This is a genomic window from Amycolatopsis suaedae, from assembly GCF_004214935.1.
In the GTDB taxonomy this organism is placed as follows: domain Bacteria; phylum Actinomycetota; class Actinomycetes; order Mycobacteriales; family Pseudonocardiaceae; genus Amycolatopsis; species Amycolatopsis suaedae.
On record NZ_SFCC01000001.1, the window covers coordinates 535,357 to 560,367 of the forward strand.

19 protein-coding genes and 1 pseudogene are annotated in these 25,011 nt (G+C 72.2%); 10 read left to right on the forward strand and 10 right to left on the reverse strand.

The window, feature by feature from the left end:
• The first annotated feature begins 19 nt into the window (after positions 1 to 19).
• Positions 20 to 2,350 (forward strand): Ig-like domain-containing protein, encoded by a 2,331-nt coding sequence (locus tag EWH70_RS02520; protein ID WP_130473531.1) that lies wholly within the window; start codon positions 20 to 22, stop codon positions 2,348 to 2,350.
• A 751-nt stretch (positions 2,351 to 3,101) separates the two neighbouring features.
• Here EWH70_RS02520 and EWH70_RS02525 read toward each other — a convergent pair.
• The gene (locus EWH70_RS02525; RefSeq protein ID WP_130473532.1) at positions 3,102 to 4,898 is read right to left on the reverse strand and encodes an FAD-binding dehydrogenase; all 1,797 of its coding nucleotides are present in this window, start codon (positions 4,896 to 4,898) and stop codon (positions 3,102 to 3,104) included.
• Positions 4,899 to 5,156: 258 nt separating this feature from the next.
• Between EWH70_RS02525 and EWH70_RS02530 the strand changes: the two genes are divergently transcribed.
• On the forward strand, positions 5,157 to 6,269 hold the full coding sequence (locus EWH70_RS02530) for a S1 family peptidase (protein ID WP_130473533.1): 1,113 nt from the start codon (positions 5,157 to 5,159) through the stop codon (positions 6,267 to 6,269).
• 4 nt (positions 6,270 to 6,273) lie between these two features.
• Here EWH70_RS02530 and EWH70_RS02535 read toward each other — a convergent pair whose 3' ends face one another.
• Both EWH70_RS02535 and EWH70_RS02540 read right to left on the reverse strand, forming a co-directional pair.
• The gene (locus EWH70_RS02535; protein WP_130473534.1) at positions 6,274 to 7,878 is read right to left on the reverse strand and encodes a gamma-glutamyltransferase family protein; all 1,605 of its coding nucleotides are present in this window, start codon (positions 7,876 to 7,878) and stop codon (positions 6,274 to 6,276) included.
• Positions 7,879 to 7,889: 11 nt separating this feature from the next.
• On the reverse strand, positions 7,890 to 9,116 hold the full coding sequence (locus EWH70_RS02540) for a metal-dependent hydrolase family protein (protein WP_240686751.1): 1,227 nt from the start codon (positions 9,114 to 9,116) through the stop codon (positions 7,890 to 7,892).
• 152 nt (positions 9,117 to 9,268) lie between these two features.
• Here EWH70_RS02540 and EWH70_RS02545 point away from each other — a divergent pair, with 152 nt between their 5' ends.
• The 5 genes and pseudogenes from EWH70_RS02545 (at position 9,269) to EWH70_RS36085 (ending at position 15,638) form a co-directional block, all read left to right on the forward strand.
• Positions 9,269 to 10,573: an MFS transporter gene (locus EWH70_RS02545; protein WP_130473536.1), complete on the forward strand. Its 1,305-nt coding sequence runs from the start codon at positions 9,269 to 9,271 to the stop codon at positions 10,571 to 10,573.
• The gene (locus tag EWH70_RS02550; protein ID WP_130473537.1) at positions 10,573 to 11,865 is read left to right on the forward strand and encodes an NAD(P)/FAD-dependent oxidoreductase; all 1,293 of its coding nucleotides are present in this window, start codon (positions 10,573 to 10,575) and stop codon (positions 11,863 to 11,865) included. The genes EWH70_RS02545 and EWH70_RS02550 overlap by 1 nt, the downstream gene beginning before the upstream one ends.
• Complete coding sequence (locus EWH70_RS02555) at positions 11,862 to 13,397, forward strand: DUF885 domain-containing protein (protein WP_130473538.1); 1,536 nt, start codon at positions 11,862 to 11,864, stop codon at positions 13,395 to 13,397. The genes EWH70_RS02550 and EWH70_RS02555 overlap by 4 nt, the downstream gene beginning before the upstream one ends.
• A 9-nt stretch (positions 13,398 to 13,406) precedes the next feature.
• Positions 13,407 to 14,765: pseudogene (locus EWH70_RS36080) on the forward strand (DPP IV N-terminal domain-containing protein); the annotation flags it as partial.
• A gap of 156 nt (positions 14,766 to 14,921) precedes the next feature.
• Positions 14,922 to 15,638 carry an alpha/beta hydrolase family protein gene (locus EWH70_RS36085; RefSeq protein WP_240686769.1) on the forward strand — a complete coding sequence of 239 codons (717 nt, stop codon included), beginning with the start codon at positions 14,922 to 14,924 and terminating at the stop codon, positions 15,636 to 15,638.
• Positions 15,639 to 15,654: 16 nt separating this feature from the next.
• Here EWH70_RS36085 and EWH70_RS02565 read toward each other — a convergent pair whose 3' ends face one another.
• Both EWH70_RS02565 and EWH70_RS02570 read right to left on the reverse strand, forming a co-directional pair.
• Positions 15,655 to 16,866 carry a PucR family transcriptional regulator gene (locus EWH70_RS02565; RefSeq protein WP_130473539.1) on the reverse strand — a complete coding sequence of 404 codons (1,212 nt, stop codon included), beginning with the start codon at positions 16,864 to 16,866 and terminating at the stop codon, positions 15,655 to 15,657.
• Positions 16,867 to 16,887: 21 nt separating this feature from the next.
• Positions 16,888 to 18,069, reverse strand: a complete 1,182-nt coding sequence (locus tag EWH70_RS02570; protein WP_130473540.1) for a DNA glycosylase AlkZ-like family protein — start codon at positions 18,067 to 18,069, stop codon at positions 16,888 to 16,890.
• Positions 18,070 to 18,133: 64 nt separating this feature from the next.
• Between EWH70_RS02570 and EWH70_RS02575 the strand changes: the two genes are divergently transcribed.
• Positions 18,134 to 18,508, forward strand: a complete 375-nt coding sequence (locus tag EWH70_RS02575) for a PadR family transcriptional regulator (RefSeq protein ID WP_130473541.1) — start codon at positions 18,134 to 18,136, stop codon at positions 18,506 to 18,508.
• Complete coding sequence (locus EWH70_RS02580) at positions 18,498 to 18,947, forward strand: VOC family protein (RefSeq protein WP_130473542.1); 450 nt, start codon at positions 18,498 to 18,500, stop codon at positions 18,945 to 18,947. The genes EWH70_RS02575 and EWH70_RS02580 overlap by 11 nt, the downstream gene beginning before the upstream one ends.
• A 3-nt stretch (positions 18,948 to 18,950) precedes the next feature.
• On the opposite strand, the gene EWH70_RS02585 is transcribed toward EWH70_RS02580, so the two are convergent.
• Entirely contained in the window at positions 18,951 to 19,820 is an 870-nt protein-coding gene (locus tag EWH70_RS02585) for an amidohydrolase family protein (protein ID WP_240686752.1), read from the reverse strand.
• Between the two features lie 89 nt (positions 19,821 to 19,909).
• Between EWH70_RS02585 and EWH70_RS02590 the strand changes: the two genes are divergently transcribed.
• On the forward strand, positions 19,910 to 21,553 hold the full coding sequence (locus EWH70_RS02590; protein WP_130473543.1) for an FAD-dependent oxidoreductase: 1,644 nt from the start codon (positions 19,910 to 19,912) through the stop codon (positions 21,551 to 21,553).
• Between the two features lie 635 nt (positions 21,554 to 22,188).
• Here the strand turns inward: EWH70_RS02590 and EWH70_RS02595 are convergent.
• The 4 genes from EWH70_RS02595 to EWH70_RS02610 all read right to left on the reverse strand — a co-directional run bounded on the left by EWH70_RS02595 (position 22,189) and on the right by EWH70_RS02610 (position 24,959).
• Positions 22,189 to 22,689 (reverse strand): Imm15 family immunity protein, encoded by a 501-nt coding sequence (locus EWH70_RS02595; RefSeq protein ID WP_130473544.1) that lies wholly within the window; start codon positions 22,687 to 22,689, stop codon positions 22,189 to 22,191.
• A gap of 3 nt (positions 22,690 to 22,692) precedes the next feature.
• A complete protein-coding gene (locus EWH70_RS02600) occupies positions 22,693 to 22,917 on the reverse strand; it encodes a DUF5703 family protein (protein ID WP_130473545.1) in 225 nt (74 codons plus the stop codon).
• Complete coding sequence (locus EWH70_RS02605) at positions 22,914 to 23,906, reverse strand: YncE family protein (protein WP_165436121.1); 993 nt, start codon at positions 23,904 to 23,906, stop codon at positions 22,914 to 22,916. Before EWH70_RS02605 ends, EWH70_RS02600 begins: the two co-directional genes overlap by 4 nt.
• 90 nt (positions 23,907 to 23,996) lie before the next feature.
• Positions 23,997 to 24,959 (reverse strand): aldo/keto reductase, encoded by a 963-nt coding sequence (locus EWH70_RS02610; protein ID WP_165436122.1) that lies wholly within the window; start codon positions 24,957 to 24,959, stop codon positions 23,997 to 23,999.
• Positions 24,960 to 25,011: the final 52 nt, after the last annotated feature.

Consider the following 25,011-nt stretch of genomic DNA (forward strand, 5'->3'; position numbering starts at 1 on the left):
CCTGGAAGGTTTCGTGCCCATGGGGAACCGGTGGCGGTCGGCGGTCCTGGTCACTGCGGTGCTCGCCGGGGTGATCGTGGCCCCCGCGCGGGCCGAGGGGTACGACCGGATGAACTTCGGCTGGATACCGCAGCCGCGTACCGTCGTGGACTCGGTGCGGCACGACTACGCCAGGCGGATTCCCGCGCTGCTCTGGGAAACCTGTGTGCAGCAGGCGAACACCGGCAGGGGAGAGGACTCGCTGACCCACGTGCTGGCGACCGCGTCGCTGCTGAAACTGGTCACCGACCCGGCCGGCCGGGCCGAGCTGGGCAGGGCGTTCACGGCCACGCCGCCGATGGCCGATCCGCAGCAGCTCTACCAGCGCTGCCTGGACCGGCTGGCCCCCGGCTGGCGGCCCGGTGAGCAGCTCACCACGCGGCCGGGCTGGCAGCAGGTCGTCGACGACCTCATGCGGACCCCGGCGTTCACCGGCAAACCCGGCACCGACGACGTGCCCACCTGCCGCACGCCGGGTTCGGACACCGAGGACTGGGACGTCACCATGGCCCTGGTGACCCGGGTGTGGGGACTGCTGCGCACCGAGCCGCCCGCCGTGTTGTTCGGCGGCGACCCGGCGGCGCATCCGGCGAAGCTGGCCGCACTGCGGTACGAGATCGCGTCGCGGGCGTGGCTGCAGGGTGGTGTCGCGGGCGTCGACGAGGTCGTCTGCCGCATCCTCGGCGTTCCGGTGCCGGAGACGGAGAACCACACCCTGCTGATCCGGTCCACCAGGTTCCTGCACAACGAGTCGCTGCCGCAGGTGCCGACCCCGCCGCACCGGCCCAAGTACGTGGTGCAGTACAACGTGGACCCGAACCCGGACAACGCGACCAACGGGGTTCGCGGGTACCTCCGGGGCTTCGCCGACCAGGTGCTGCGGGAGGACTTCCGGGAGTACAACTCGCGGCCGTACTCGCGGTTCCAGCTGCTGGCCCTGCTCAACCTCTATGACTTCGCCGCCGACGCCTCGGTGCGGGCCGACGCCGGACGCGTCCTGGACTTCCTCGCGCTCAAGCACGCGGCCGAGTCCAGGGACAATCTGCGCACGGCGCCGTTCCGCCGCAGGCAGGCCGCGCAGTCGCCCGCGCTGTTCCAGGGCGGCACCACCGACGCCGCGTTCGAGGTGTGGACCGGTGGCCTGGCGCAGCCGGTCAACCCCGCCGTGGGGCCGGGCAGCTACAGCGCCGAGATGACCCTGGCCGCGGGATCGGCCTACCGGCCGCCCGCCTGGCTGACCGGGCTGCAGTTCGACCGGCGGCATCGCGGCTTCCTGCAGTATTTCACCGGCCGCGGTCAGCAGGAGGTGGCCTACGGCGGCCCGGACTTCGTCCTCACCGGCGGCGGGCGGCGTACGCCTTGCCCCTATCCGGGGCCGCTGGGTGCCTGCGTCGGCTCGGGCAACGACCCGGGAACGCTGCAGCCCACCGTGCTGATCCCGCACACGGTCCGCACCGGCACGCAGAACACCGTCGACCGGCCGACCTACCTCGGCGCCGTCCGGATCGAGTCGTCCTGGGGCACCCGGGTGTCCTGTGTGGACCGCGACTTCGCCTGTGGTGAGACGCTGGCCGTTCCGGACGGTGTGGTGCGGGACAGCCCGGACTGCCGGACGGCCCTGCCCGCCGTGACCGTGCTGCGGTTCGACCGGTCCTGCTCGCCGGATGCGGGGCCGTCCTATGTGGACAACTGTTTCTTCGTGTACGGGACCCAGGTGATCGCGGAGATCGCCTACCTGGTGACCCACTCGTGCGACCCCGCCGCCGACGATGCGGCGAGGGCGGCGGCGTTCCGGGCGTTCGCCGAGTACATGACGGTCCGGGCGGCGCCGCGGGTGGAGCAGACGTCGTGCGGCCCGAAGGTGCACACCAGGCGGCCCCCGGCGGACCGGATCGACCTGACCGGGGTGATCGAGGGGACGCCGGTGACCGTGCACGCCGTGCGGTGCGCCGCGGAGCCCGGCTACGAGCTGACCGTCGACGGCAGGAGCGGCTTTCCGGGTACCGGCGCGTTCAGCGGCGACCTCACCCCGGCAGGCGGTCGCCACCCGGTGACCACGGTCGCCCTGTCGGCCGTACCGGAGGGCGGCCGGGTCACGCTCACCGCGACGGTCGCCGACGCCGATGCCCGCGTGCCGGCCGGGACGGTGACGTTCCTCGCCGGGGCCGACATCGTCGCCACGGCGCCGGTGACCCCCGGGCCGTCCGGGACCGTGTCGGCGAGTGTCACCGTGGCGCCGGACGAGCGGCGTTTCACCGCCGTCTACTCCGGCGACGCGGTCTTCACCCCGGCCGTCGGCCGGAGCACGTGAAGGCCACCTTCATTACGTGAGACGTCAGGGCCCCGGCAAAGTCCGGGCGGCCCGGCTCCCGGCGGTGCTACCAAGGGCACTCTGGTTGCGTGTTGCGCTACCAAGGTGCCGTTCGTAGCGGTGGCGTTGGCCACCAGGCAGCCGACTATGCCGTGAAGGTGGCCTTCACGCCACCACACCAGCCCCACCAGTCACACCCGTCAAGCAGCAAGGGAGCTTTACTACCCTTCTTCGCTAGTAAAGCTCCCTCGCTCACGCCCCACGCCCGACGTTGCCGGGCCCCGGCCTGAGTCTCCGGCAAAGCACGTGAAGGCCACCTTCACCACGTCTCACGTCAGGGTCCCGGCAAAGTCGGTGTCTAGCGGGGTGGGCGGTGGTCCCGAGCGCAGAGTTCGCGTGCCGGAATGCAGAACTCGCGTGCGTGAGCGCAGAACTCACGATGTGGACGCCGGTTCTCCCGTGGCGCCTGAGGTCAAGCTCGTGAAGGCCACCTTCATTACGTGTGACGTGGTGATGGTGGCCTTCACGTGCTCTGGTGCTAGGTGGGTTGTCTCGTTCGTGGTGGCTGGTGGGGTGGTTGTGGTGTTCGAGGCCGGTGGGGCAGTTGTGCCGGAGTGAGTGCGGACGTGGTGGCGTCTGATGCCGTGAAGGGGGCCCTCACGGCAACCGCCCACGACTCCCGACTTTGCCGGGCCTTACGTGAGACGTGGTGAAGGTGGCCTTCACGTGCTTGGGGGGAACCGGAACGGGGTCAGGCGGTTGCCTGCGCCGCCGCCCGGCCCGCCTGCCTGCCGGAGAACAGGCAGCCACCGAGGAATGTGCCTTCCAGCGCCCGGTAGCCGTGCACCCCGCCGCCGCCGAAGCCGGCGACCTCACCCGCCGCGTAGAGGCCGGTGATGGGCTGCCCCGCGGAGTTCAGGACCCGGCCGGAGAGGTCGGTCTGCAGGCCGCCGAGCGTCTTGCGGGTGAGGATGTTCATCCGGATGGCGATGAGCGGCCCGGCCGACGGGGCGAGGATCTTGTGCAGTGGCACGGTCCTGGCGAGGCTGTCGCCGACGTAGTCGAGCGAGTTGCGGATGCCCATGATCTGCAGGTCCTTGGTGAACGGGTTGTCCACCTGCTGGTCGCGCACGACGATCTGCCTGCGCAGGGTCTCCACGTCGAGCAGGTTGTTGCCTGCCAGCTTGTTCATGCCCGCCACGAGCGCGGGAAGGTCGCCCGCGATGACGAAGTCCTCGCCCTTGTCCATGAACGCCTTGACCGGCGGCGGGGTGTCGTTGAGCAGGCGGCTGGCGAGGTAGGCCAGCAGGTCCTTGCGGGTCAGCTCCGGGTTCTGCTCGGAACCGGACAGGACGAACTCCTTGTCGATGATCTTCTTGTTCAGCACGAACCAGGAGTAGTCGTGGCCGGACTTCATGATCAGTTCCAGCGTGCCGAGCGTGTCGTAGCTGGGAACGCCCGGGTTGGGCAGCCTGCGGCCGGTGGCGTCGAACCACAGCGACGACGGCGCGGCCAGCACCCGGATCCCGTGGCCTGGCCAGATCGGGGTGTGGTTGGTCATGCCCTCGGTGTAGTGCCACATGCGGTCGCGGTTGACCAGCCGCGCACCGGCCATCTCGCTGATGGCCAGCATGCGCCCGTCGACGTGTGCGGGCACGCCGGTGATCAGCCTGGACGGCGGGTTGCCCAGCCGGGCGGGCCAGTTGCGGCGCACCAGCTCCTGGTTGCCGCCGATCCCGCCGGAGGTGACGATGACGACCGGCGCGTACAGCTCGAACTCGCCGATCTTGGTCCGCGAGCTGGGTGTGCCGCGGGCGGCGCCGCTCGGTTCGAGGAGGCTGCCGCGGACACCGGTGACGGCGCCGTTGGCCGAGATGAGCGCGTCCACCTGGTGCCGGAACTTGAACGTGACCCGGCCGCCCGCCGCACTCTCCCGGACCTTCTTCTCGAACGGCTCCATGACACCGGGCCCGGTGCCGAGGGTGAGGTGGAACCGGGGGACGGAGTTGCCCGGGCCGTCGGCGAACTGGCCGCCGCGCTCGGCCCAGCCGACGATGGGCACCCACCGCACGCCGAGCCCGTGCAGCCACCGGCGCTTCTCCCCGGCGGCGAACTGGAGGTAGGCCTCCGCCCAGCGTGCGGCCCAGTAGTCCTCGCCCAGCGGGTCGTCGACGCCGCGGTCGAAGCCGGCGTTGTTGAACCAGTCGGCTCGGGCCAGGTCGAGTGAGTCCTTGATCCCGGCCGTGCGCTGCTCGTCGGAGTCGATGAAGAACAGACCGCCCAGCGACCAGAACGCCTGCCCGCCGAGGCTGGCTTCCGGCTCCTGGTCGAGCAGCAGCACCCGCCTGCCCGCCGCCGCGAGTTCCGAGGTCGCGACGAGCCCGGCCAGGCCCGCGCCGACGACGATCGCGTCGGCGTCGACCCTGGGGCCCGCCGCGTGCGCGCTCGACGCGAAGCCGAAGGTGGACAACGCCGTTCCGGCCGCGATCGCGCCTGTCCTGGTCAGCAGCCCGCGGCGGCTGACGTCCCGGTCGAGTGGCGAACTCATCGTCGGGTCCTCCATAACTTACCGTCCAGTAATGACCAGGTAACCAGCCGGCCGGAAACGGACATAGGCCCGCGTAACCAAACTTGGCCGCCGCCGCTGTGGCCCGGCCACAACGAGCTTTCGTCGGTCCGACCGAAGGCTTTTCCGGTACCTGACCGGTTTTGGACAGGAATTGGTCTGAACCTGGACACCCGGTGTGGGCCCGCTCACACTCTGTCGCACACGTGTTCGCTCCCGTCCCCGCCCCGAGGAGTCCTGATGCGTCCCAAGCTGCTCGCGTTCGCCGCCACGGCCTGTCTCGCCCTCAGCGCCGTCACCGCAGGCACAGCCACCGCCGGACCGCCGATGTCACCGGGGCTCGTCCCGGCGATGCAACGCGACCTCGGCCTGACGGCCGCGCAGGCCCGCGCCCGGCTGGCGGACGAAGCCGTTGCCAGCAGGGTGCTGCCCGCCGCACAACAGGCGGCCGGGGCCGCGTACGGCGGCGCCTGGTTCGACCCCGGCCGGGGCAGGCTCGTCGTCGGCATCACCGACCCGGCCGCGGCGAGATCGGTGGAGAACACCGGCGCGCTCACCACGCCGGTCGCCGCCAGCGCCGCACGGCTGGACGCCGTCAAGGCCGCCATCGACGCCGGCGGCCCGGCGCCCGCCTCGGTCAGCGGCTGGCACGTCGACCACCGCGCCGGCAGCGTGGTCGTCACCGTCCAGGAGGGCGCGTCCGGCCCCGAGCTGGCGGCGTTCCTCGACCGGGCACGCGCGGCCGGGCCGGTGACCGTGGCGACCGGCCCGAAGCCGGTGTCGCTCGCGGCAGGCACGGTGGGCGGCGATCCCTACTACACCGGCAACGTCCGGTGCTCCATCGGTTTCTCCGTGCACGGCGGTTTCGTGACGGCGGGCCACTGCGGCCGGGCCGGTGCCGAGGTGTACGGCTGGGACCGGTCGAGGATGGGAACGTTCCACGGTTCGTCGTTCCCCGGCAACGACTACGCCTACGTCGGCATCGGCCACGGCTGGTGGACCGTGCCCGTGGTGCTCGGCTGGGGCACGGTGAGCGACGCGCTGGTGCGGGGTTCCTGGGTGGCGCCGGTCGGTACGTCCGTGTGCCGGTCCGGGTCCACCACGCACTGGCACTGCGGCACCGTGCTGGGGCACAACCAGACGGTGAACTACGCCGAGGGCGCGGTGCACCAGATGACCAAGACGAGCGTCTGCGCCCAGGGCGGTGACTCCGGCGGTTCGTTCATCACCGGCGACCAGGCCCAGGGCGTCACCTCCGGCGGCTGGGGAAACTGCAGCTCCGGCGGCGAGACCTGGTTCCAGCCGGTGAACGAGATCCTGCAGGCCTACGGCCTGACCCTGCACACGGCCTGAGCGGTCAGACCGCGATGGCCTTGCCGGTGCGGCGCGGGTCGGCGCAGGCCGACATCGTGCCGTCACCGGCGAGGTGCACGCCCTCGTAGCTGCCCGAGTGGAAGTTCCACGGGTTGCAGACGTCCAGCAGTACGCCGCGGGAGGCCACCTCGTCGCGCAGGGACTCGTCGATGTCGGCCTCGATGGAGTACGCGGGCGGCGTGGCGGGATTGATCATGGACGCGATCGACGAGCCGCCGAAGCGGGGCCGGTGGACCGACTCCTCGATGTCCAGGCCGAAGTCCAGGATGTTGACGGTGTTCTGCACGATGTTCTGGATCAGGCCGGTCGACGGCGAGCCCGCGGCCAGCACCGGCCTGCCGCCGGAGAAGATGATCGTGGGGGCGACGTAGCAGGTCCCGCGTCCGCCCGCGGGCGGCAGGATCCGCAGGAAGTGCGCGGCACCGGCCCACAGCTGCACGCCGTCGACGAACAGCCCGCTGGTCCACGGCATGCTCATCACCGAGTGCAGCACGGTCGCGATGTTGCCCGCGCCGTCGACGACGGTCAGGTGGTTGGAGCCCGGGTACGGCGCCCTGTCCGGCTGCCGCGGTGCGCTCATCGTCATCAGCTCGAACCGCTGCCGGGCGTAGTCCTTGCTCACCAGCAGCTCCAGTGGCACGTCGTGGAACCGCGGATCGGGCAGCCTGGCGCCGTCGGCGAAGACCTCCCCGCAGAACCGCAGCATCCAGTAGAGCGTGTCCGCGCTGGCGGTGGGCGGGCCCCAGTCGGCGAGCGGGATCAGTTCGAGCAGGTTGAGGATCTCGATGACGTGGGTGCCACCGGTGTCCGGCGGCGGTGAGCCGACGACGTCGTAGCCACGGTAGGTGCCGCGGGCCGGCTCCTCCCAGCGAACGTCGTACTCGTCGAGGTCGGCCAGCGTCAGCACCCCGCCCGCGCGCCGCACCACGTCGACCATCCGCCGCGCGAACTTGCCCCGGTAGAAGTAGTCCGCGCCCTCGGCGACCAGGTTCTCCAGCGTCTCGGCCAGCGCCGGCTGGCGCAGGACCTCGCCGACCTCGATCAGCCTGCCGTCCGGGAAGAACATCTCCCTGCCCTCGGGGTACCGGCCGAGCGTGCCGATCTGCTCGAACGCCATCCCGTAGAGGAACGGGTGCACCTCGAACCCGTCGCGGGCGAGCTCGATCGCGGGCGCGACCAGTTCGCTCTTCGGCTTCGACCCGTGCCGGTCCAGCCCGGCCTCGAACGCCGCCCAGAACCCCGGAACCGCGACGCTCCTGCCGGTCGGCAGGTCCGCGGGCTGGAACGAGGTCAGCTCCCTCGGCCGGTTCATCGAGCCGTTGAGGTAGGTCGTCTCGCCGGTCGCCGCGTCGTGGTGGAGCATCGACAGCACACCGCAGATGGTGGTCATGTGCGGCTCGACGACGGCCTGCACGACCGACGCGCCGAGGGCGGCGTCGGCGGCGTTGCCGCCTGCCCGCAGGACGTCGACCGCGGCCTGGGTGACCAGCGGGTGACTGCTGACGGCCATGCCGTCCCGGCCGCGGGCGGCGTGCTTGCGGCCGAAGCGTGCCTCGCCGGTGAGCCGGTCACGACGTGCTGTGTCCACGGAGGTTCTCCCTACTGCCGGACGTCCTTGACGACGCGCCCGCCCTGGATCACCAGGGCGGCCGAGCCGGGGGCGCCGAACACACCGGGGTCGCGCAGCGGGTCGCCGCTCCACCCGGTGAGGTCGGCGATCTTGCCTGCCTCGATGGTTCCGACGTCGCCGGCGATGCCGAGGATCTCGGCGTTGATCCGGGTGGCGGAGTGCAGCGCGAGCATCGGGTCCTCGACCTTGGCCCGCAGCGTCAGCTCGCGGCCGCGGTGACGCTGGTCGAAGCCGATCAGGTCGGAGCCGGAGCCGACTCGGACTCCGGCGGCGCGGGCGGCCAGCAGCCCGTCGACCTGGCCCTGCGCGACGGAGGCGGTCCGGCCGGCGATCTCCGCCGGAAGCCCCGTCGCGTTCTCGAGCAGCGCCTGGACGACCGCCAGCGTCGGGACCAGGGCGACGTCGTTCGCGGCCATCAGCGCGGCCGTCTCCTCGTCGATCTCCGAGCCGTGTTCGACGCACCGGGCCCCGGCGCGGACCGCGTTGCGGATGCCGGCGTTGTTGTGCGCGTGCACGGTGACGTAGGTGCCGCGGGCGTTCGCCTCGGCCACGGCCACGGCGATCTCCTCGACGGTGAACTGGGTGTCGCTGATCTTGTCGTGGGTCGACACCACACCGCCGGTCACGCACAGCTTGAGGAAGCCGGCGCCGCGGCGGAACGTCTCACGGACGTTGTGGCGCATCTGCTCGGGACCGTCGGACAGCAGCGACATCGACCGCAGGCCGGGGATGCTGTGGTCACACCAGTCCGCGGTCGGCTCCCACTCGGCGGCGAAGTGCCCGTGGCCGCCGGTCTGGCACTGGACCGGCCCGCACTGCAGGATCCGCGGCCCGCGGACCTTGCCCGCGGCCACCACACGCGCCAGCCCGGCGTCGATCCCGCCGGTGTCCCGGACGGTGGTGAACCCGGCGTCCAGAGTCTGCCCGCAGTTGTTGAACATGTCCGCGGCCAGTTCGGCGACCGACAGTTCCCGCCGCAGGCTCGGGTTGATGTCGCTGGACAGTCCGAAGTGGACGTGCGCGTCGATCAGGCCCGGCGTGATCGTCAGACCCTCGGCGTCGAGCGTGTGCGCGCCGGCCGGCGCGCGGCCCACCGCGGCGATCCGGTCGCCTACGACATGGATTGCCTGCCCGTCGACCGGATCCGCGCCCGTGCCGTCGGCGATCCGCGCTCCCGCGATCCAGTAGTCAGCCACGCGTCGGCTCCTTCCCGGTGGTTTCCGAGCGTAGGTCGCGTGGCCTGCCGGGGCCATCGACAACCGTCGGGCTCGGTACGGAAAGGTCTCGACATCGGTCGAATGTGCCTGCCGGTCGTGGTGCCGATACTTCTCGGCGAGGAGGCTGCGCCATGGTGCATACAGGAACGCGGCGGAGCTCGCCGGTACGTGTTGTGCTGGCCAGCTCGATGGGCAACTTCGTCGAATGGTTCGACTTCACCCTGTACGGATTCTCGGCGGCGGTCATCGCCGCCACCTTCTTCCCGGCCGGTAACGCGCAGGCCGCGTTGCTGAGCACGTTCGCCATCTACGGGGTCGCCTTCGTCGCCCGCCCGCTCGGCGCCTTCTACTTCGGCAGGCTCGGCGATCGCCGGGGCAGGCGGACCGCGCTGAGCGCCTCGGTGCTGCTGATGGGCGCGGCCACCACGGTGATGGGCCTGCTGCCGGGATGGGAGACGCTGGGAACGGCGGCGCCGGTCCTGCTGCTGGTGTGCCGTCTGCTGCAGGGTTTCTCCGCGGGCGGCGAGTACACCGGCGCGATCACCTTCGGTGCCGAGCACGCCCCGGCCGGGCGGCGCGCGTTCTGGCTGGGCCTGGTCGGCAGCTCCACCATGCTGGGCAGCGCCGCGGCCACCCTCACCGTGGTGATCTTCCAGGCCGTCGCCGGCCCGGAGTTCGCCGCGGGCGGCTGGCGGTGGCCGTTCCTCGTCGGCGGGCTGCTGTCGCTGGTGGCGCTGTTCCTGCGGCTCGGCGTCGACGAGACACCGGTGTTCCGCGAGGTCCAGGCCACCCGCGCCGACGACCGGGCGGGCAGGCTCGGCCCGCTGGTGCGCGGGCACTGGCGGACGCTGCTGGTGCTCTGCGCGTTCTTCGCCGTGCTCGGCCTGGTCACGCATTCGTTCCTCGGCTACATGCCCACGTATCTGGGGAAGGCGGCGGGGATTTCCTCGTCAACCACTCTGACGATCATCACCGGACTGACGTTGTTCGCGGCGGTGGCCGGGCCGGTGCTGGGGTTGCAGGCCGACCGGTTCGGCAGGCGCCCGATCCTGCGTACCGGCGCGGTGACCGCGGTGGTCGCGACCGTGCCGGTCTACCTGCTCATCGGTACCGGCTCCCTGGTCGCGGTGATCGCCGGGCTGTTCGTGCTGCTGCTGGTGGTCTCGATGCTCGGCGCGGGGGCGATGGCGGTGATGGAGATGCTGCCCGCCGACGTCCGGTTCAGCGGCATGGCACTGCCCTACAACTTCTCCTACGCGGTCTTCGGCGGCACCGCGCCGCTGGTGGGTCAGCTCCTGGTCGACGGAACGGGTTCGCTGCTGGCACCGGCGTTCTACGCCACCGTGGTCGCGCTGCTCGGCCTGCCGGTGCTGTGGCGCATCCCGGAGACCAGGCACACGGACATGCGTACCGGAACACAACTGGGGAGGACCTGATGGTGACCGCCGATGTGGTCGTGGTGGGTGCTGGCGTGATCGGCTGCTCGGTCGCGCTGGAGCTGGCGCGAGCCGGCCGTGACGTCGTGGTCGTGGACAAGGCGGCCGGCGCGGGGCAGGGCTCGACCAGCGCGTCGAGTGCGATCGTGCGGTTCAACTACTCGACGTTCGACGGCGTCGCCACCGCGTGGGAGTCGCTGCACTGCTGGGCCGGCTGGGCCGCTCACCTCGGAACCGAGCCCGGCCCCGGACTCGCGGCGCTGCATCGCGTGGGCGCCGCCATGCTCGACGTCCCGGCGATGACCGTGGACCGCACCGGCGCGCTGTTCGACGCCGTGGGCGTGCCCTTCGAGGTGTGGGACGCCGCGACGTTGCGGGACCGGGTGCCCGGGCTGGAGCCGGGCAGGCACTGGCCGCCGAAACGACTCGACGACCCGGCGTTCTGGCAGGACCACACCGAGGAACTCGGCGCCGTCTACATGCCGGACGCCGGGTACGTGGACGACCCGATGCTGGCCGCCCGCAACCTCGCCGACGCGGCCGCCAGGCACGGTGTGCGGTTCCTGTTCCGGGAGCGGGTCGTCGAGGTACCGCGGACCGGCGGCCGGGCCGCCGGCGTGGTGCTGGCCGGGGGCACCCGGATCGCCGCACCGGTCGTGGTCAACGTCGCCGGGCCGTGGTCGGCCGGGCTCAACGCGCTGGCCGGTGTCGGCGCGGACTTCACGGTCGCCGTCCGCCCGATGCGCCAGGAGGTGCACCAGGTCCCGGCACCGCCCGGCTACACCCGCGGCCCGGTGGTCGGGGATCTCGACCTCGGCGTCTACGTCCGGCCGACCCCCGGCGGCGCCGTCCTGATCGGCGGCACCGAACCGGAGTGCGACCCGCTGCAGTGGGTGGACGACCCGGACACGGTGAACCTCAACCGCACCAAGGAACTCTTCGAAGCCCAGGTCACCCGCGCCGCCCGCCGCTTTCCCGGACTCGGCGTCCCGGCCACGCCGAAGGGCATCGCCGGGGTGTACGACGTCGCGGCGGACTGGACGCCGGTCTACGACCGGACCGACCTGGACGGCTTCTACGTCGCGATGGGAACGAGCGGGAACCAGTTCAAGAACGCGCCCGTCGCGGGGCAGCTGATGAGCACCCTGATCCAGGCCGTCGAGAAAGGACACGACCATGACGCCGACCCGGTCCGCTTCCACTGCCCGCACACGGGCCACACGGTGAACCTCGGCACGTTCTCCCGCAGGCGCACGACCAACGAGAACTCCACCGGGACGGTGATGGGATGACCACGGTCACGGCACTGGCCGACGAGTACTGGACCTCGCTCAGGCAGCACGACCCCTACTACGCGGTGCTGGCCGGCGAGGCACCGGGCTCGATCGAACCGGCGGGCGAATCCTTCGCCGTGGTCCGGTCCGCGGAGGCGAGCGGGCTGCTCGGCAGGCTGCGGGCCACCGTCGTCGCGCCGGGGGAGGAGGACCTCGCGGCCGTCCTCGAGTCGCTGCTGCTGCGTGACGCGGCGTGGGCCGAGCAGCTGTGGCACGTTCACCCGGCCGCGCCCTACCAGGCGATGGGGCTGGTCACCACGGCGCAGCAGGTGATCGCACCCCAACCTGACCGCGAGCGTCTGACCAGGGAGTTCGCCGAGCTGATCAGGTCGATCGCGGCACTGGTCGCGCAGCAGCGGGCCAGGGGCATCGTTCTGCCCCGGCCGGCGGTGGCCGGCGCGCGGGCGACCTGGACCGGACTGCGTACCCAGCTGCCCGAGCTGCTGCGCGACGACGACCTCCGGTACGCGTGCGAGGAGGTCCTCGGTGAGATCGACGCGTCCGCCGCCGAGGCGGGCGACAAGGTCGGCCTGGCCAACCTGCCCGGCGGCGAGCAGGTCTACCGCGCCCTGGTGCGGCAGGAGACGACCCTGGACGTGGAGCCGGAGGAACTGCACCGGCTGGGGCTGGAGGAGTGCGCGTCGCTGTCGGAGCGGATGGCCGAGATCCGGTCCCGGCTCGGCGGGCCCGCCGGCGAGGAGGAGGCGCGGGACTGGATCCGGGCACAGCCGCACCTGTACGCCGACAGCCCGGACGCGGTTGCCGCGACCTACCGGCGGCACATCGCCCGGATCGAACCGCGGATCGGGTCGCTGTTCCGGGTCCTTCCCCGGGCGGGCCACGACGTGCGGCGCGCCGACCCGTCCGTCGAAGCCGGCATGACCTTCGGCTACTACCAGCCCCCGACGTCGTCCGAGCCCGGCCTGTACCGGTTCAACGGCTCCGGGCTGGGCACGCGGTCGCAGCTGACCGCGGCCGCGCTGATCCTGCACGAGCTGATCCCCGGCCACCACTTCCACCTGGCCCGGCAGAACGAGAACGCCGCACTGCACCCGTTGCAGCGGTACGCACTCGGTCTGGGCGCGTTCAACGAGGGCTGGGGTGAGTACGCGTCCGGACTCGGCTGGGAACTCGGCGCGTACGCCGACGACTGGGACGCCTACGGGCGGCTGTCCCACGAACGGTTCACCGCCCAGCGGCTGGTCGTCGACACCGCGCTGAACCTCGGCTGGTGGGACCTCGACCGTGCGCGCGAGTTCATGCGCGCCAACACCCTGGAGGACGACGGCCAGATCGCCACCGAGGTCGTCCGCTACTCCACCGACCTGCCCGCCCAGGCACTGGCCTACCGGGCCGGATACCTCGCGTTCCAGCGGATGCGGGAGTCCGCGCGGGAGGCCGACGTACGCGACGTCCACGAGGCGATGATCGGCCCCGGCGCCGCCCCGCTGGACCGGGTACGGCAGCGCGTCGACGAGATCGCACAGTAGGGAGTTCAGATGGACACCGGTCACCGAGGATTCGACCTGTTCGCCGACGGTCTGGGCGACCTGGTCACCGGCGGCACCATCGTGCCGGCCTGGTCCCCGGACGGCAGCTCGCTCGCGTTCCTCGACGGACCGCCGGACGACCGCAGGGGCTGGCTGGTCGACCTCGCCTCCGGGGAGAAGTCCCCGCTGCTCGGCGACATACCGGGGGTGCGGGCGGCGATCCGGGAGGCGACCGGGCTGACGCCTGCCGGGCAGGGGCTGCCGTTCGACCACGTCACCTTCGCCGGGGCCCGGCAGCTCAGCGTCACGGTCGGCACCGACCGGCTGACGGTCGACCTGGACAGCGGCGAGGTCACCAAGCAGCCCCCAGAGTCCAGAGTGGACGTCCACTACGGACTGGCCGAGTCGGTTCGCCGGACGCCGAAGGAGTTCCTGCGCACCCTGCCCCTCGTGGACCCGCAGGCGGACCGCGAACTGGCCTCGCCCGACGGCGAGCTGTTCGTCTCCACGGTCGACGGCGACATCGTAGTCCGGTCGGCGTGCGACGGCCGGGCGGTACCGCTGACCACCGACGGCACGCCCGAGCACGAGTACCGCTTCGACCTGGTCAACCCGGCTCTGCAGGCGCTGGGCATGGCGTTCCCGGTGTGCAACTGGTCGCCCGACGGCTCCCGGCTCGCCGCCTACCGGGTCGACAACCGAGGCGTGCACCGGTTTCCGCAGGTGCACTACCTCAAGCGCCGGGACGAGACCGTCCATCGCTATCACGCCCAGGCGGGCGGGACGCTGGAACGCACCACGCTGTACGTGCTCGACCTGCACGGCCGGGCGCCCGTGCGGCTGGACCTGGGCGACACCACCGACACCTACCCGGTGCACGCCGCCTGGCTGCCGGACGGGTCACAGCTGGTGGTGTTCGTGCTGAGCCGCGACTGCGGCCGCGTCGAAGTCCTGCTCGCCGACGCGGCGACCGGCGCGACGCGGACGGTGTTCACCGAAGAGAGCGACACCTTCCTGCGGATTCACCACGACGTGTAGTTCGGCCGCAAGATCGGGCTGTTCCTGACCCCGGACGGTACGGGCCTGCTGTGGCTGTCGGAGCGGGACGGCTGGAAACACCTGTACCGGTACGACCTCGACGGCAATCTGGTGCGGCAGCTGACGCGGGGGGAGTGGCCGGTCGACTACGTGCACCACGTCGGCGACGAGTACGCCTACCTCACCGCACACCTGGACCAGGACCGGCCCTACGACCTGCAACTGGCCCGGGTCCCCCTGGCCGGGGGCGAGGTCGAGTGCCTGGCAGGCGAACCGGGTGTCCACTCGATGTTGCTGGCACCCGGCGGCGACGTACTCGTGGACACCTGGTCCACACCCGCCGAAGGCCCGCGCAGCGTGCTGCGGCGCGTGGACGGAACGCTGCTGTGCGAGCTGTCGGCCGCCGACACCTCCCGGCTGGACTGGACGCCGCCACGGCAGTTCACGGTCACCGCGGCCGACGGGGTGACCGAACTGTGGGGCACGATGTTCTTCCCCGCCGACTTCGACGAGACCAGGCGGTACCCGCTCGTCGAATACGTGTACGGCGGGCCGCAGATCGCCGTGGCACCGCACTCGTTCAGCGACGTCCTCGGTGCCTTCGGCAGCCGCCCGCACGCGCTGGCGCAGCTGGGCTACGTCACCTTCGTGCTCGACGCCCGCGGCACGCCGGAACGGTCGAAGGCGTTCCACGACACAGTTTTCCACGACTGGACCGCCGGCCTCGTCCCCGACCACGCCGCCGCCGTCGAGCAGCTGAAGCAGCGTCACGACTTCCTCACCGACGCCAAGGTGGCGGTGATCGGGCACAGCTGGGGCGGCTACTCGGCCTTCCGGCTGGCCGCGGAACGTCCCGACGTCTACACCGCCGCGGTGTCGTCGGCGCCCGGCTTCGACCCCTACTCCTCGGTGCTGTACGAGTGCTACCTCGGCTTCCCGCAGACCGACGGCGACGCGTACCGGGCGGCCGAGAACTATCCGCTCGCGGCCCGGATGGCGGCGGAGTTCCTGCTGGTCTGCGGCTCGTCCGACCACGCCACCTGGTCCGACAGCATGAAGATGAGCGAGGCGTTGATCCGGGCGGGCAAGCTGCACGAGTTCGTCGTGCTGCCCGGCCAGCCACACGGCTTCGGCAGCGACCACGACGCGTACTTCTGGCGTAAGGTCGCCGGCTTCCTCCGGACCCACCTGGAACCGGCCTGACCATCGCCCGCGGAGGTCACTCCAGCAGGCGGGCGAGCTTCAGGCTCAGGTGCGCGGCGAGGCGGTCGTCACCGCGGGAAAGGTCCAAACCGGACAGTTCCTCGATGCGGCGCAGGCGGTAGTACAGGGTGGCGCGGTGGACGTGCAGCGCGGTGACCGTGCGCTTCGCGTCACCCGCGTTGTCCAGGTAGGCGGCGAGGGTGGCGACCAGCTCGTCGTGCCCGTTGCCGTTGTCCAGCAGCGAGCGGACCCCCGGGTGCAGGGCGTCGGCGAGCTGCTGCGGCGACAGCTGGCTCAGCAGCGCGTACACACCGAGGCCGGAGTAGTGCGCGACCGGCCCGAGCGCGCCGGTGATCCGGGCGACGTCGGCGGCACGCCACGCCTCGTGGTAACCGCGCCGCAGGTCGCGGAGGTTGCGCTGGGTGCTGCCGATGCCGATCCAGCACTCGCCGTTGTCCCTGCCGCTCTCGGTCACGAGCCGCTCGTGCACGGCCGCGGCCAGCTCGTCGGCCGTGGTACCGGTTCCCCCGTGCGGCGGCGAGATCGCGACCAGCAGGGCGTGGCCGGGCCGCAGCAGGGTCAGCGCGGTGCGCGGCGGCAGCCTGCGCCTGCCATGGTCGACCGCCGCGCCCAGCGCGAGCCGGTCCTGTTCGCCGAGCGGCTCGCCCGCGGGCTGGGACACGGTGGCCACCAGCGCGGTCACCGCGCCCGCGACCGCCAGCTCCTGGTCGAGGAGTTCCTCGGCGGCGTCGGCGTGCAGTGCCGGGTCGTCGGCGAGCAGGTCCCTGAGCAGTTCCCGCTCCCGCCCCCTGGCCAGCTCGTCGGCGAGGTGCTCCCGGTGCATGATCAGGGCGGCGTGGCCCGCGGCCTCCCGCAGGGCGTCGGCGTGCTCGGCGGTCACCGGGCCGTCGGAGCCCACCAGCCAGAGGTAGCCCAGCAGGATCTGCTCGTACCGCACGGGCATGCCGGTCCGCTCGACCGTGAGCCCGATGTCCGGGCGCGCGGGCACGGTGAAGATGTCCTCGGCCTTGTGCACGCCGAGGTCGTGCAGGTGCCCGGTCAGTTCGGCGGGCACGCTCCGGCGCATGATCGAGCCGACCCGGACCTCGTCGACGTCCGTGGTGTGGGCGTTGTAGGCGAGCAGCCGGATGTGCGGGTCGTCGATCGCGACCGATCGCCCGAGGCGGTTGCCGAGGTGGTCGACCAGGCGCTGCAGGTCGGAGGCCATCCGGCGATGGTACCGGCGTGCTCAGCGGAGAGCGGCGATCCGCGGCGCGCGGCTCCTCGGCGAATCCAGGCTCACCATCTTGACGTCGCCGAGTTCGCGGGCGAACTCGGCGGTCGCCGCGACGGCGTGCCGCAGCGCGCTGCCGGTGCCGGTGAACGACCGGTGGACGATCTCGCCGGCCTCGGGGTCGAATTCCCACAGCCCCACGACACGTCCGCGGTCGACGATGAGCGGGCACGGCGGGTCGGTCTCGTCGCCGAGGGTGCGTCCCGGCCTGCCGCCCGGCGACGGCCGTCGCGCGTCGGCCTCGTCGAGGAGCCGGGCGAGGTCGCGGTGCAGCAGGTGGATGCCGTCGATGCTGCCGACCAGGGCGTACTGGGGCTCAGTGGGTACCCGGAACGCGTCGAAGTCCGCGGACTGGCCGGGATCGAGCAGCAGGTCGGTTCCCTCGAGCGGCCGCAGGCCGAGCGGTTCGACCGCCGTCCTGGCCGCGGCGGCCGTGAGGCCGGAGAACCAGCGGAAGTGCTTGAGCGAGGCGGGTCCCGCCCAGGTGAAGTACCTGCGGGCCAGCTCGGTGGCCGCGTCCGCGGGCCCGCCGCCCGGGGCGGGGGACCAGCCGGCGTAGCCGAACCGCTGCTGGTCCAGCCTGCCGTTCACCGGGACCCGCCGGATGCGGCCCCGCGCCTGGAGCAGGCCGAGCGCCAGGGGCAGCGTGGTCGTCTGCCCCCGCTTCTTGTCTTCCGCTCCCAGGTTGCGTACCGCGTCGCCGAGGACCTTCTTCAGCCCCGCGGGGTCGAGGGGCCCGTCCGCGGAGTCGAGTGCCTCGACGACGCGCTCGCAGAGCCGGTCGATCTCGGCCCTGGTGACGCCGAGGTGCCTGACCGCCGCGGCGAGCTCGCCCTCCGGGGCGCCGGCGCCCACCGCGAGGGCGAGCGCGAAGTCCTGGTGCGGCACGACGTAGGTGCACCCGCGGGCGGCGGGCAGCTCGTGGACGGCCAGCCTGGCCACCGCGTCGTCGACGGTCTGCCGGTCGAGCCCCGCGCGTGCGTGGAAGCCCAGGTACGGAGCCGATCCGCCGACCGAGCGCGCCCAGCCGGTGCGCACCAGCACCTCGTCGGGCGACGCGCCGGCCAGTGATCCGTCCAGGCCCTGGCGGTGCGCCCACCAGGCTCGCAGCTTCCGCGGTGACACCTCTGCGGTCATGCCCGGAAGTATGGCATCTTATATCCATGGTGGATACGTTTGGGAGATCGGGAATCATGTCACCATGAGCCCGCCCCCCGTCGCGCTGACACCGGCGATGTTCGCGCTGCTGCTGGCACTGTCCGAGGGGGACCAGCACGGGTACCAGCTGATCGCGGACGTCAAACGGCTGACCGGTGGAGAGCTGGTGCTCGGGCCGGGCACGCTCTACCGCAGCCTGCAGCGCATGCGCGCCGACGGCCTCGTCGAGGAGATCGGCCCCGATCTGGACGCGGCGCGAGCCGACCGGCGGGCGGAGCGCCGCCGCCGGTACCGCATCACCGGCGCGGGAACCCGCGCGGTCCGCGCCGAGGCCCGGCGGCTGGCTACGCTGCTCGCGAGCGAAACGGCACGGGCGGTGCTGCGTGCCGCGGAGGAGGACACGAGCGATGTTGGATGAGTTCGCCGGCGTCACGCCCCAGCTGACCGTGTCCGACACGGACGCGGCCGTACGGTTCTACACCGCCGCGTTCGGCGCGGACGAGCTGCTGCGCAACCACGACCCGGACGGCCGGGTGATGCACTGCGAGCTGCTGGTCGGCGGCGGCCGGGTGCTGGTGCACGACGAGTTCCCCGAGCGTGGATCGGTGGGCCCGCGTGCGCTCGGCGGCACGCCCGTGGTGCTGCACCTGTACGTCGCCGACGTCGACGCGGTGTTCGCGGCGGCCGTCGAGGCGGGGGCGAAGGCGCTCATGGAACCGCAGGACGCGTTCTGGGGCGACCGGTACGCGATGGTCGAGGACCCGTTCGGCCACCACTGGTCGATGGCGCACCGGCTGGCCGACCCGTCGGTGGCCGAACTGGAGGAACGGGCCGACCGCTGGGCGGCGGGGGAGTAGCGGTCACAGCCCGAACAGCCGGGCGGCGTTGTCGTGGCAGACGGCACGCAGCCAGTCCGTGCCGAGGCCGGTGCGTTCGAGCGCGAGCAGCGCGTCGGCGTAGCTGTAGGGGATGTTCGGGAAGTCGGTTCCGAGCAGGACGCGGTCGCCCAGGTCGGCCAGCCGGGACAGCTCGGCTGGCGGAAACGGCGCCTCGCGTTCGATGAACGAGGTGAAGGCCATCGTCGTGTCCAGCCGCACCCGCTCGTACCATCCGGCGAGGTCGAGGAACTCGGTGTACTCCGGCATGCCCAGGTGCGCGACGACCAGCGGCAGCTTCGGATACCGGGCCAGCAGCGCCGCGACCGGGCCCGGTCCGGTGTGCGCACCCGGCACCGGGCCGGACCCGCAGTGTGTCACCACCGGCGTCGCGCTCTCGGTCAGCATGTCCCACACGTCGTCGAGCAGCGGATCGTTCGGGTCGAAGCCGCCCACCTGCAGGTGGCACTTGAACACCCGGGCGCCCTGGCCGAGGGCGTGCCGCACGTCGGCCGCCGCCCCGGGTTCGGCGAAGAAGGTCGCCGTGTGCAGGCAGTCCGGGGTACGGGCGGCGAAGCCGGCCGACCAGTCGTTGAGCCAGCGCGCCATCCCCGGCTTGTGCGGGTACACCATGGAGGTGAACGCCCGCACGCTGAATGCGCGCAGCTGCTCCAGCCGCCGCTGCTCGTCCTCGCGGTAGGCGATCGGCCACGGCCTGCCGACCAGCGGCCCGGCCGCGTCGAAGTAGGCCCACACCTTCGCCAGCACCCGCTCCGGCATGAAGTGCGTGTGCACGTCGACGAGCCGGTCCAGGCCCGTCCTGCCGCGGAACGCGGCGACCTCGTCCGTACTCACCCGGCCAGTGTTACCAGCTCCCGGCGGGGTTGTTGCCGAAACGGCAACAATCCGTGCCAACTTCGCGAGCGCGAGGCACTCTCGGGTACATGACTTTCACGAAACGCTACGACGTCGTGGTCGTCGGCGGGGGAGCGGCGGGCCTGAGCGCCGCCCTCACCCTCGGCCGCGCCCGCCGGTCGGTGCTCGTCATCGACGCGGGCCGGCCGCGCAACGCCCCCGCCGCCCACGCACACAACTACCTCGGCCGGGAAGGCGTCCCGCCGCTGGAGCTGCTCCAGCTCGGCCGGGCCGAGATCGCCCAGTACGGTGCCGAGGTCGTCGAGGGCACCGTCGTGTCGGCCCGCCGTGTCCACGAAGGACACTTCACCGTGACGCTGGCCGACGGGTCGGCCGTCGACGCCCGCAGGCTGGTGCTGGCCACCGGCGTGGTGGACGAGCTGCCGGACATTCCCGGGCTCGCGCAACGCTGGGGGCGGGACGTGCTGCACTGCCCGTTCTGCCACGGCTGGGAGGTCCGCGACTACGCGATCGCCGTCGTGGCCGTCGGGCCGACCGCGATGCATCAGGCGCTGCTGTGGCGGCAGTGGACGGACCGCCTGACGTTGCTGACCAACGAGTCGTTCACGCCGACCGCGGGGGAGCGCGAGCAGCTCGACGCCCGCGACATCACGGTGGTGGACGGCGCCGTCAGCGGGCTGGAGATCACCGGCGACGCGCTGACCGGCATCCGCCTCGCGGACGGCACGGTCGTCGCGTGTGAGGCCGCCGTGGTCGGTGCGCCGGTGACCGTCCGGTCGCCGATCGTGGAGAGCCTCGGCCTGCATCTGTCCGATGTGTACTTCGGGGAGCAGCTGATCGGCCAGGTGGTCAAGGTCGACGATGCCGGAGCCACCAGCGAGCCGGGCGTCTGGGCGGCAGGCAACGTCACCAGCTTCAAGGCACAGGTGATCAGCTCCGCGGCCGCCGGCGTCAACGTCGGTGGCGTGGTCAACGCCGACCTTGTCGAGGAGGACACCCGCGACGCGGTCGCCGCCCGCCGTGGCTTCACCGCGGAGACGGAACGGCACGCCGCCGAGCACCGCAGGCACCACGGCCACCGGCACGTGACGCCCGGCTCCGAGCAGGAGTGGGACGCGCTCTACGGCGAGCGGGAGCAGATCTGGAGCGGGAACCCGAACATCGCCCTGGTCCGGCACGCCACCGACCTGGCACCCGGACGGGCACTCGAACTGGGCTGCGGCGAGGGCGCCGACACCATCTGGCTGGCCCGGCGCGGCTGGACGGTCACCGCGACCGACATCTCCGGCGTCGCACTGGCCCGGGCGAAGGCCGCCGCCGAGCGGGAGGGCGTCGCCGACCGGATCGACTGGCAGCACCGCGACCTCGCCGACGGTCTCCCGGACGGGACGTTCGACCTGGTCACCGCCATGTTCCTGCACGCCAAGCAGGAGATGCCGCGGGAACGGATCCTGCGCGAGGCCGCCGCGGCTGTCGCGCCGGGTGGCTCGCTGATGGTGGTCGGGCACGGCGGGCTGGCCCCGTGGTCGGAGGAGGAGTCGCCGGAGTACCTGCCCACCCCCGAGGAGGTGCTGGACAGCCTCGGCCTGCCCGAGGGGGAGTGGGAGGTGACGCAGTCCTACGACTACGAGCGGACCGCGAAGGGCCCGGACGGCGAGCCGGTGGTGCGGGAGGACAACGTCCTGATGCTGCGCCGCCGCCCGGTCAGCTGACTGAAGCTCGTGAAGGCCACCTTCATTGAGGGCCCCGGCGAAGTCGGTGTGGGTGGCTTGTCGCCAGTACCCCAATGTGGCATTGGGGTGCTTGAACTCCCCCAATGCCACATTGGGGGAGTTCGCTGGTCGCGGGGTTGTCTCGTTCGTGGCGACCGGTGAGGCTGCCGAGCCTGCTGTGACCACTGAGACTGCCGGGCCGTGACACCAGGCGCCGCAAAGCTCGTGAAGGCCACCTTCATCACATGAGACGACAGAAACTCGGCCTTCACCCGACCCCACACGCCCCAGCCGTCCCAGGCGTCACAACCGCATCGCCAGTCACCCGCCGCCTCACGACACGAGAACCGGATCCACGTCGTGATTTCCGCCCTCCGGCCCGCCTGCCGGACACCAGCGCCGACGTTGCCGGGACCCTGACGTGAGGCAAAAGGCGGCCTTCACGGGCATCAGACGCCGTGAAGACCCGGCAGAGTCCGGACGGTCGGGCTCCCGGCGGTGCCACCAAGGGCACTTTGGTTGCGCGTTGCGCAACCAAAGTGCCCTTCGTAGCCGTGACCTTGGCCCGATGTTGTCTCGTTCGTGGTGGCGCACATCGTGACTTCTGCCTTCCAGTCCACCCGGCAGGCAGCCGACTATGCCGACGGGACCGGGTGGTCGACGTGCGTGACGAAGACCCGCGCCAGACGGCGGCCGCCCGGCCCGTCCAGGAAGTCCTCGTGCAGCACGTAGTCCGGGTCGTGGCCGAGCAGGCCGGCGACCACGGCGGCGGCCCCGGCGGGCGGGGACAGGCGGAGGTACTCGAACACACCCCTGCTGGGATTCGCCCGCCAGAACCGGGGTACGAGCAGCGGCTCGTCCCAGCCGGTGACGGTCACCGCGCAGAAGAAGTCGGGGTGCCCGGCGGCGTGCGCGAGGATCCGCTCCAGGTGCGCCACCGCCGCCCGCACGAGGACCCGGTCCCGCTCGGCCGGGGGCAGGCCGTCCAGGAAGGCGATCTGGGCGTAGGTGGCGAACAGGGGCAGTTCGTCGAAGTAGCCGTCGTAGGACAGCAGCGGGTCGAGGTCGAGCAGGTCGCCGTCGGCGAGCAGCCGCTCGATGTCGTCCCGGAATCGCGGGTCGATGCCGGCGGACACGCCTCAGACGATCGGGCCGGGCAGGCCGACGGAGGCGAGGGTACGGCGCCGGCGTAGCCACACCCGGCGGGTTCCGTCGGAGTACAACCGCACGTTGGACAGCTCCCAGCCGGAGAACTCGGCCTGGATGGAGAGCTGGATGGCCGCGGAGATCCGGGACACACCGGGCGGCAGCTGCAACCTGCGGTACTCCCAATCCCCTTCGATCACCGCCTCGTCGGTCGTCACGGCTGGATCACCTGAATCCCTTCTCCGGTGGCCGACCCCACGACGACCCGCGAGCGGTCGTCCACGGTCACCGAGTTCGGCTGTCGCACGGTCGGGAAACGGAACCTCTCCACGGGCTCGCCGCCCGCCACGTCGAATCCGACGACCTCGTTGCGGGCGGTCAGCGTCACCCACGCCAGGTCGCGGCGCGGGTCGTAGGCCAGGCCGTACACCCCGCCCGGCACCGGGAACCGCTGCCGCAGCAGCAGGGGTGCGGCGGAGAACGCCAGCAGCGCACCCGCGCGGGTGTCGGTGACCAGCACCCGGCCGAAGCGGTCGGTGACGGCGTTGCTCGCGCCGTCGCCCGCCCGCAGGCCCTCCTTCACCGCGCCACCGGGCACGTCGACCTCGAACACGGCCGTGCGCAGCCGGTCCAGGACCACGGTGTTGGGGCCGGAGGTCAGCACCTGGTCGGCGCTGTAGAGCTGGCCGGTGACGCTGCCCCGCACCGCGCCGCCCTCGACCACGTCGACGGCCTTGCGGTCGCGCACCGCGACGAGGGTCCGGTCGCCGCCGCGGGCGGCCGACACGGGCTGCCCGGCGACCGGCGTGGCGGTGACCTGGGCGGTCGGAACGGCGATCCGCAGCACCTGCCCCGCCGAGGGCACCGGGGCGAGCAGGCCGTCGCCGTCGGCGGTGAGCTGCTCGGCCGGGCCGGGCAGCGGCACCGGGCGCGCGGGTTTGGTCAGGTCGGCGAGGTCGTAGAGGAGCACCGAGGGCGGCGCCGACAGCGCGACGGCCAGTGTCCCGGCGGTGCTGGCGAGTGCGGTCACGGAACCGGCCGGCACAACGGTGCCGGCCGGGGACGCGACGCGCTCGGGTGAGGGCGCCGGCCGGGCGGCTTCCGGATTGGCGACCACCTGCAGACTGTCCTCGACCTGCCCGTCCCCGCCCGAACAGCCGGCCGCGACCATGGCGCAGGCGAGCGCGGTGGCGGCGAACCGACGCACAGTGGGGCCTCCCGGACGGCCTCGACGACTACGACGTGCTTCCAGCATCCCCCACGATCCCCCGCGCGTCACGTTCCCGTCATCCAAAGGTCACCTCGGCCACCGTTCCGGATAGCCCGTCTCGATCGCGCTCACGTCGTCCAGCGCCGAGCGGATGGCGGGCGGCAGGGAGATCTCCTCGGCGGCCAGCGACCCGGTGAGCTGCCCGGTGTCGCGGGCGCCGACCACCGGCGCCACCACACCGGGCCGGTCACGCACCCAGGCCAGCGCCACCGCCAGCGGCGACGTGCCGAGCCCCTCGGCCGCGGTCATCACGGCCTGGACGATCCGGGCCGCCCGTTCGGTGCGGTGCAGTTCGACGTAACCGGCGTAGGTCTCCGACGCCCCGCGCGAGTCCGCCGGGGTACCCGACCGGTACTTGCCGGTCAGCACGCCGCGGCCGAGCGGCGCCCAGGCCAGCAGGCCGACGCCGTGGTGCGCGGCGGCCGCGGTGACCTCACGCTCGATGCCGCGCTCCAGCAGCGAGTACTCCATCTGGGCGGAGACGAGCCGCACCGGGCTGGTGGCCGCCGCGGTGGCCAGCTGCCAGCCCGCGTAGTTCGACACCCCGGCGTAGCGCACCTTGCCGCTGGCGACGGCGGCGTCGACGGCGCCGAGCGTCTCGTCGAGCGGGACCTCGGGGTCCCAGGCGTGCAGCTGCCACAGGTCGATGTGGTCGACCCCGAGCCTGCGCAGCGAACCGTCCAGCGCCGACAGCAGCGCCCCGCGGGAAGCACCACCGCCGAACGGCCCGCCGGTGCGCTTGGCGACGGCCTTGGTGGCCAGCACCACATCGTCGCGGGGGACGAGGTCGCCGAGCAGGGAGCCGAGAATCCGCTCGCCCTCCCCGTCGGCGTGGACGTCGGCGGTGTCGACGAGCGTCCCGCCCGCGTCGACGAACGCCACCAGCTGGCTGGCCGCCTCGTCCGCGTCGGTGTCCCGGCCCCAGGTCATGGTGCCCAGCGCCATTCGCGACACCCTCAGGCCGGACCTCCCGAGCCGCCGGTTCTCCATCCGCGCAGCTTAACGTCAGCTACGCAGCGTGCTTGACGAAGGCGTGTGTTGT

Bases quoted from the DNA above. Each gene is read 5' to 3' on its own strand.
- EWH70_RS02545 (WP_130473536.1), top strand. From the start codon at position 9,269: ATGGTGCATACAGGAACGCGGCGGAGCTCGCCGGTACGTGTTGTGCTG.
- EWH70_RS02555 (WP_130473538.1), top strand. From the start codon at position 11,862: ATGACCACGGTCACGGCACTGGCCGACGAGTACTGGACCTCGCTCAGG.
- EWH70_RS02575 (WP_130473541.1), top strand. From the start codon at position 18,134: ATGAGCCCGCCCCCCGTCGCGCTGACACCGGCGATGTTCGCGCTGCTG.
- EWH70_RS02525 (WP_130473532.1), bottom strand. From the start codon at position 4,898: ATGAGTTCGCCACTCGACCGGGACGTCAGCCGCCGCGGGCTGCTGACC.
- EWH70_RS02530 (WP_130473533.1), top strand. From the start codon at position 5,157: ATGCGTCCCAAGCTGCTCGCGTTCGCCGCCACGGCCTGTCTCGCCCTC.
- EWH70_RS02550 (WP_130473537.1), top strand. From the start codon at position 10,573: ATGGTGACCGCCGATGTGGTCGTGGTGGGTGCTGGCGTGATCGGCTGC.
- EWH70_RS02570 (WP_130473540.1), bottom strand. From the start codon at position 18,069: ATGACCGCAGAGGTGTCACCGCGGAAGCTGCGAGCCTGGTGGGCGCAC.
- EWH70_RS36085 (WP_240686769.1), top strand. From the start codon at position 14,922: ATGTTCTTCCCCGCCGACTTCGACGAGACCAGGCGGTACCCGCTCGTC.
- EWH70_RS02565 (WP_130473539.1), bottom strand. From the start codon at position 16,866: ATGGCCTCCGACCTGCAGCGCCTGGTCGACCACCTCGGCAACCGCCTC.
- EWH70_RS02580 (WP_130473542.1), top strand. From the start codon at position 18,498: ATGTTGGATGAGTTCGCCGGCGTCACGCCCCAGCTGACCGTGTCCGAC.
- EWH70_RS02610 (WP_165436122.1), bottom strand. From the start codon at position 24,959: ATGGAGAACCGGCGGCTCGGGAGGTCCGGCCTGAGGGTGTCGCGAATG.
- EWH70_RS02590 (WP_130473543.1), top strand. From the start codon at position 19,910: ATGACTTTCACGAAACGCTACGACGTCGTGGTCGTCGGCGGGGGAGCG.
- EWH70_RS02520 (WP_130473531.1), top strand. From the start codon at position 20: ATGGGGAACCGGTGGCGGTCGGCGGTCCTGGTCACTGCGGTGCTCGCC.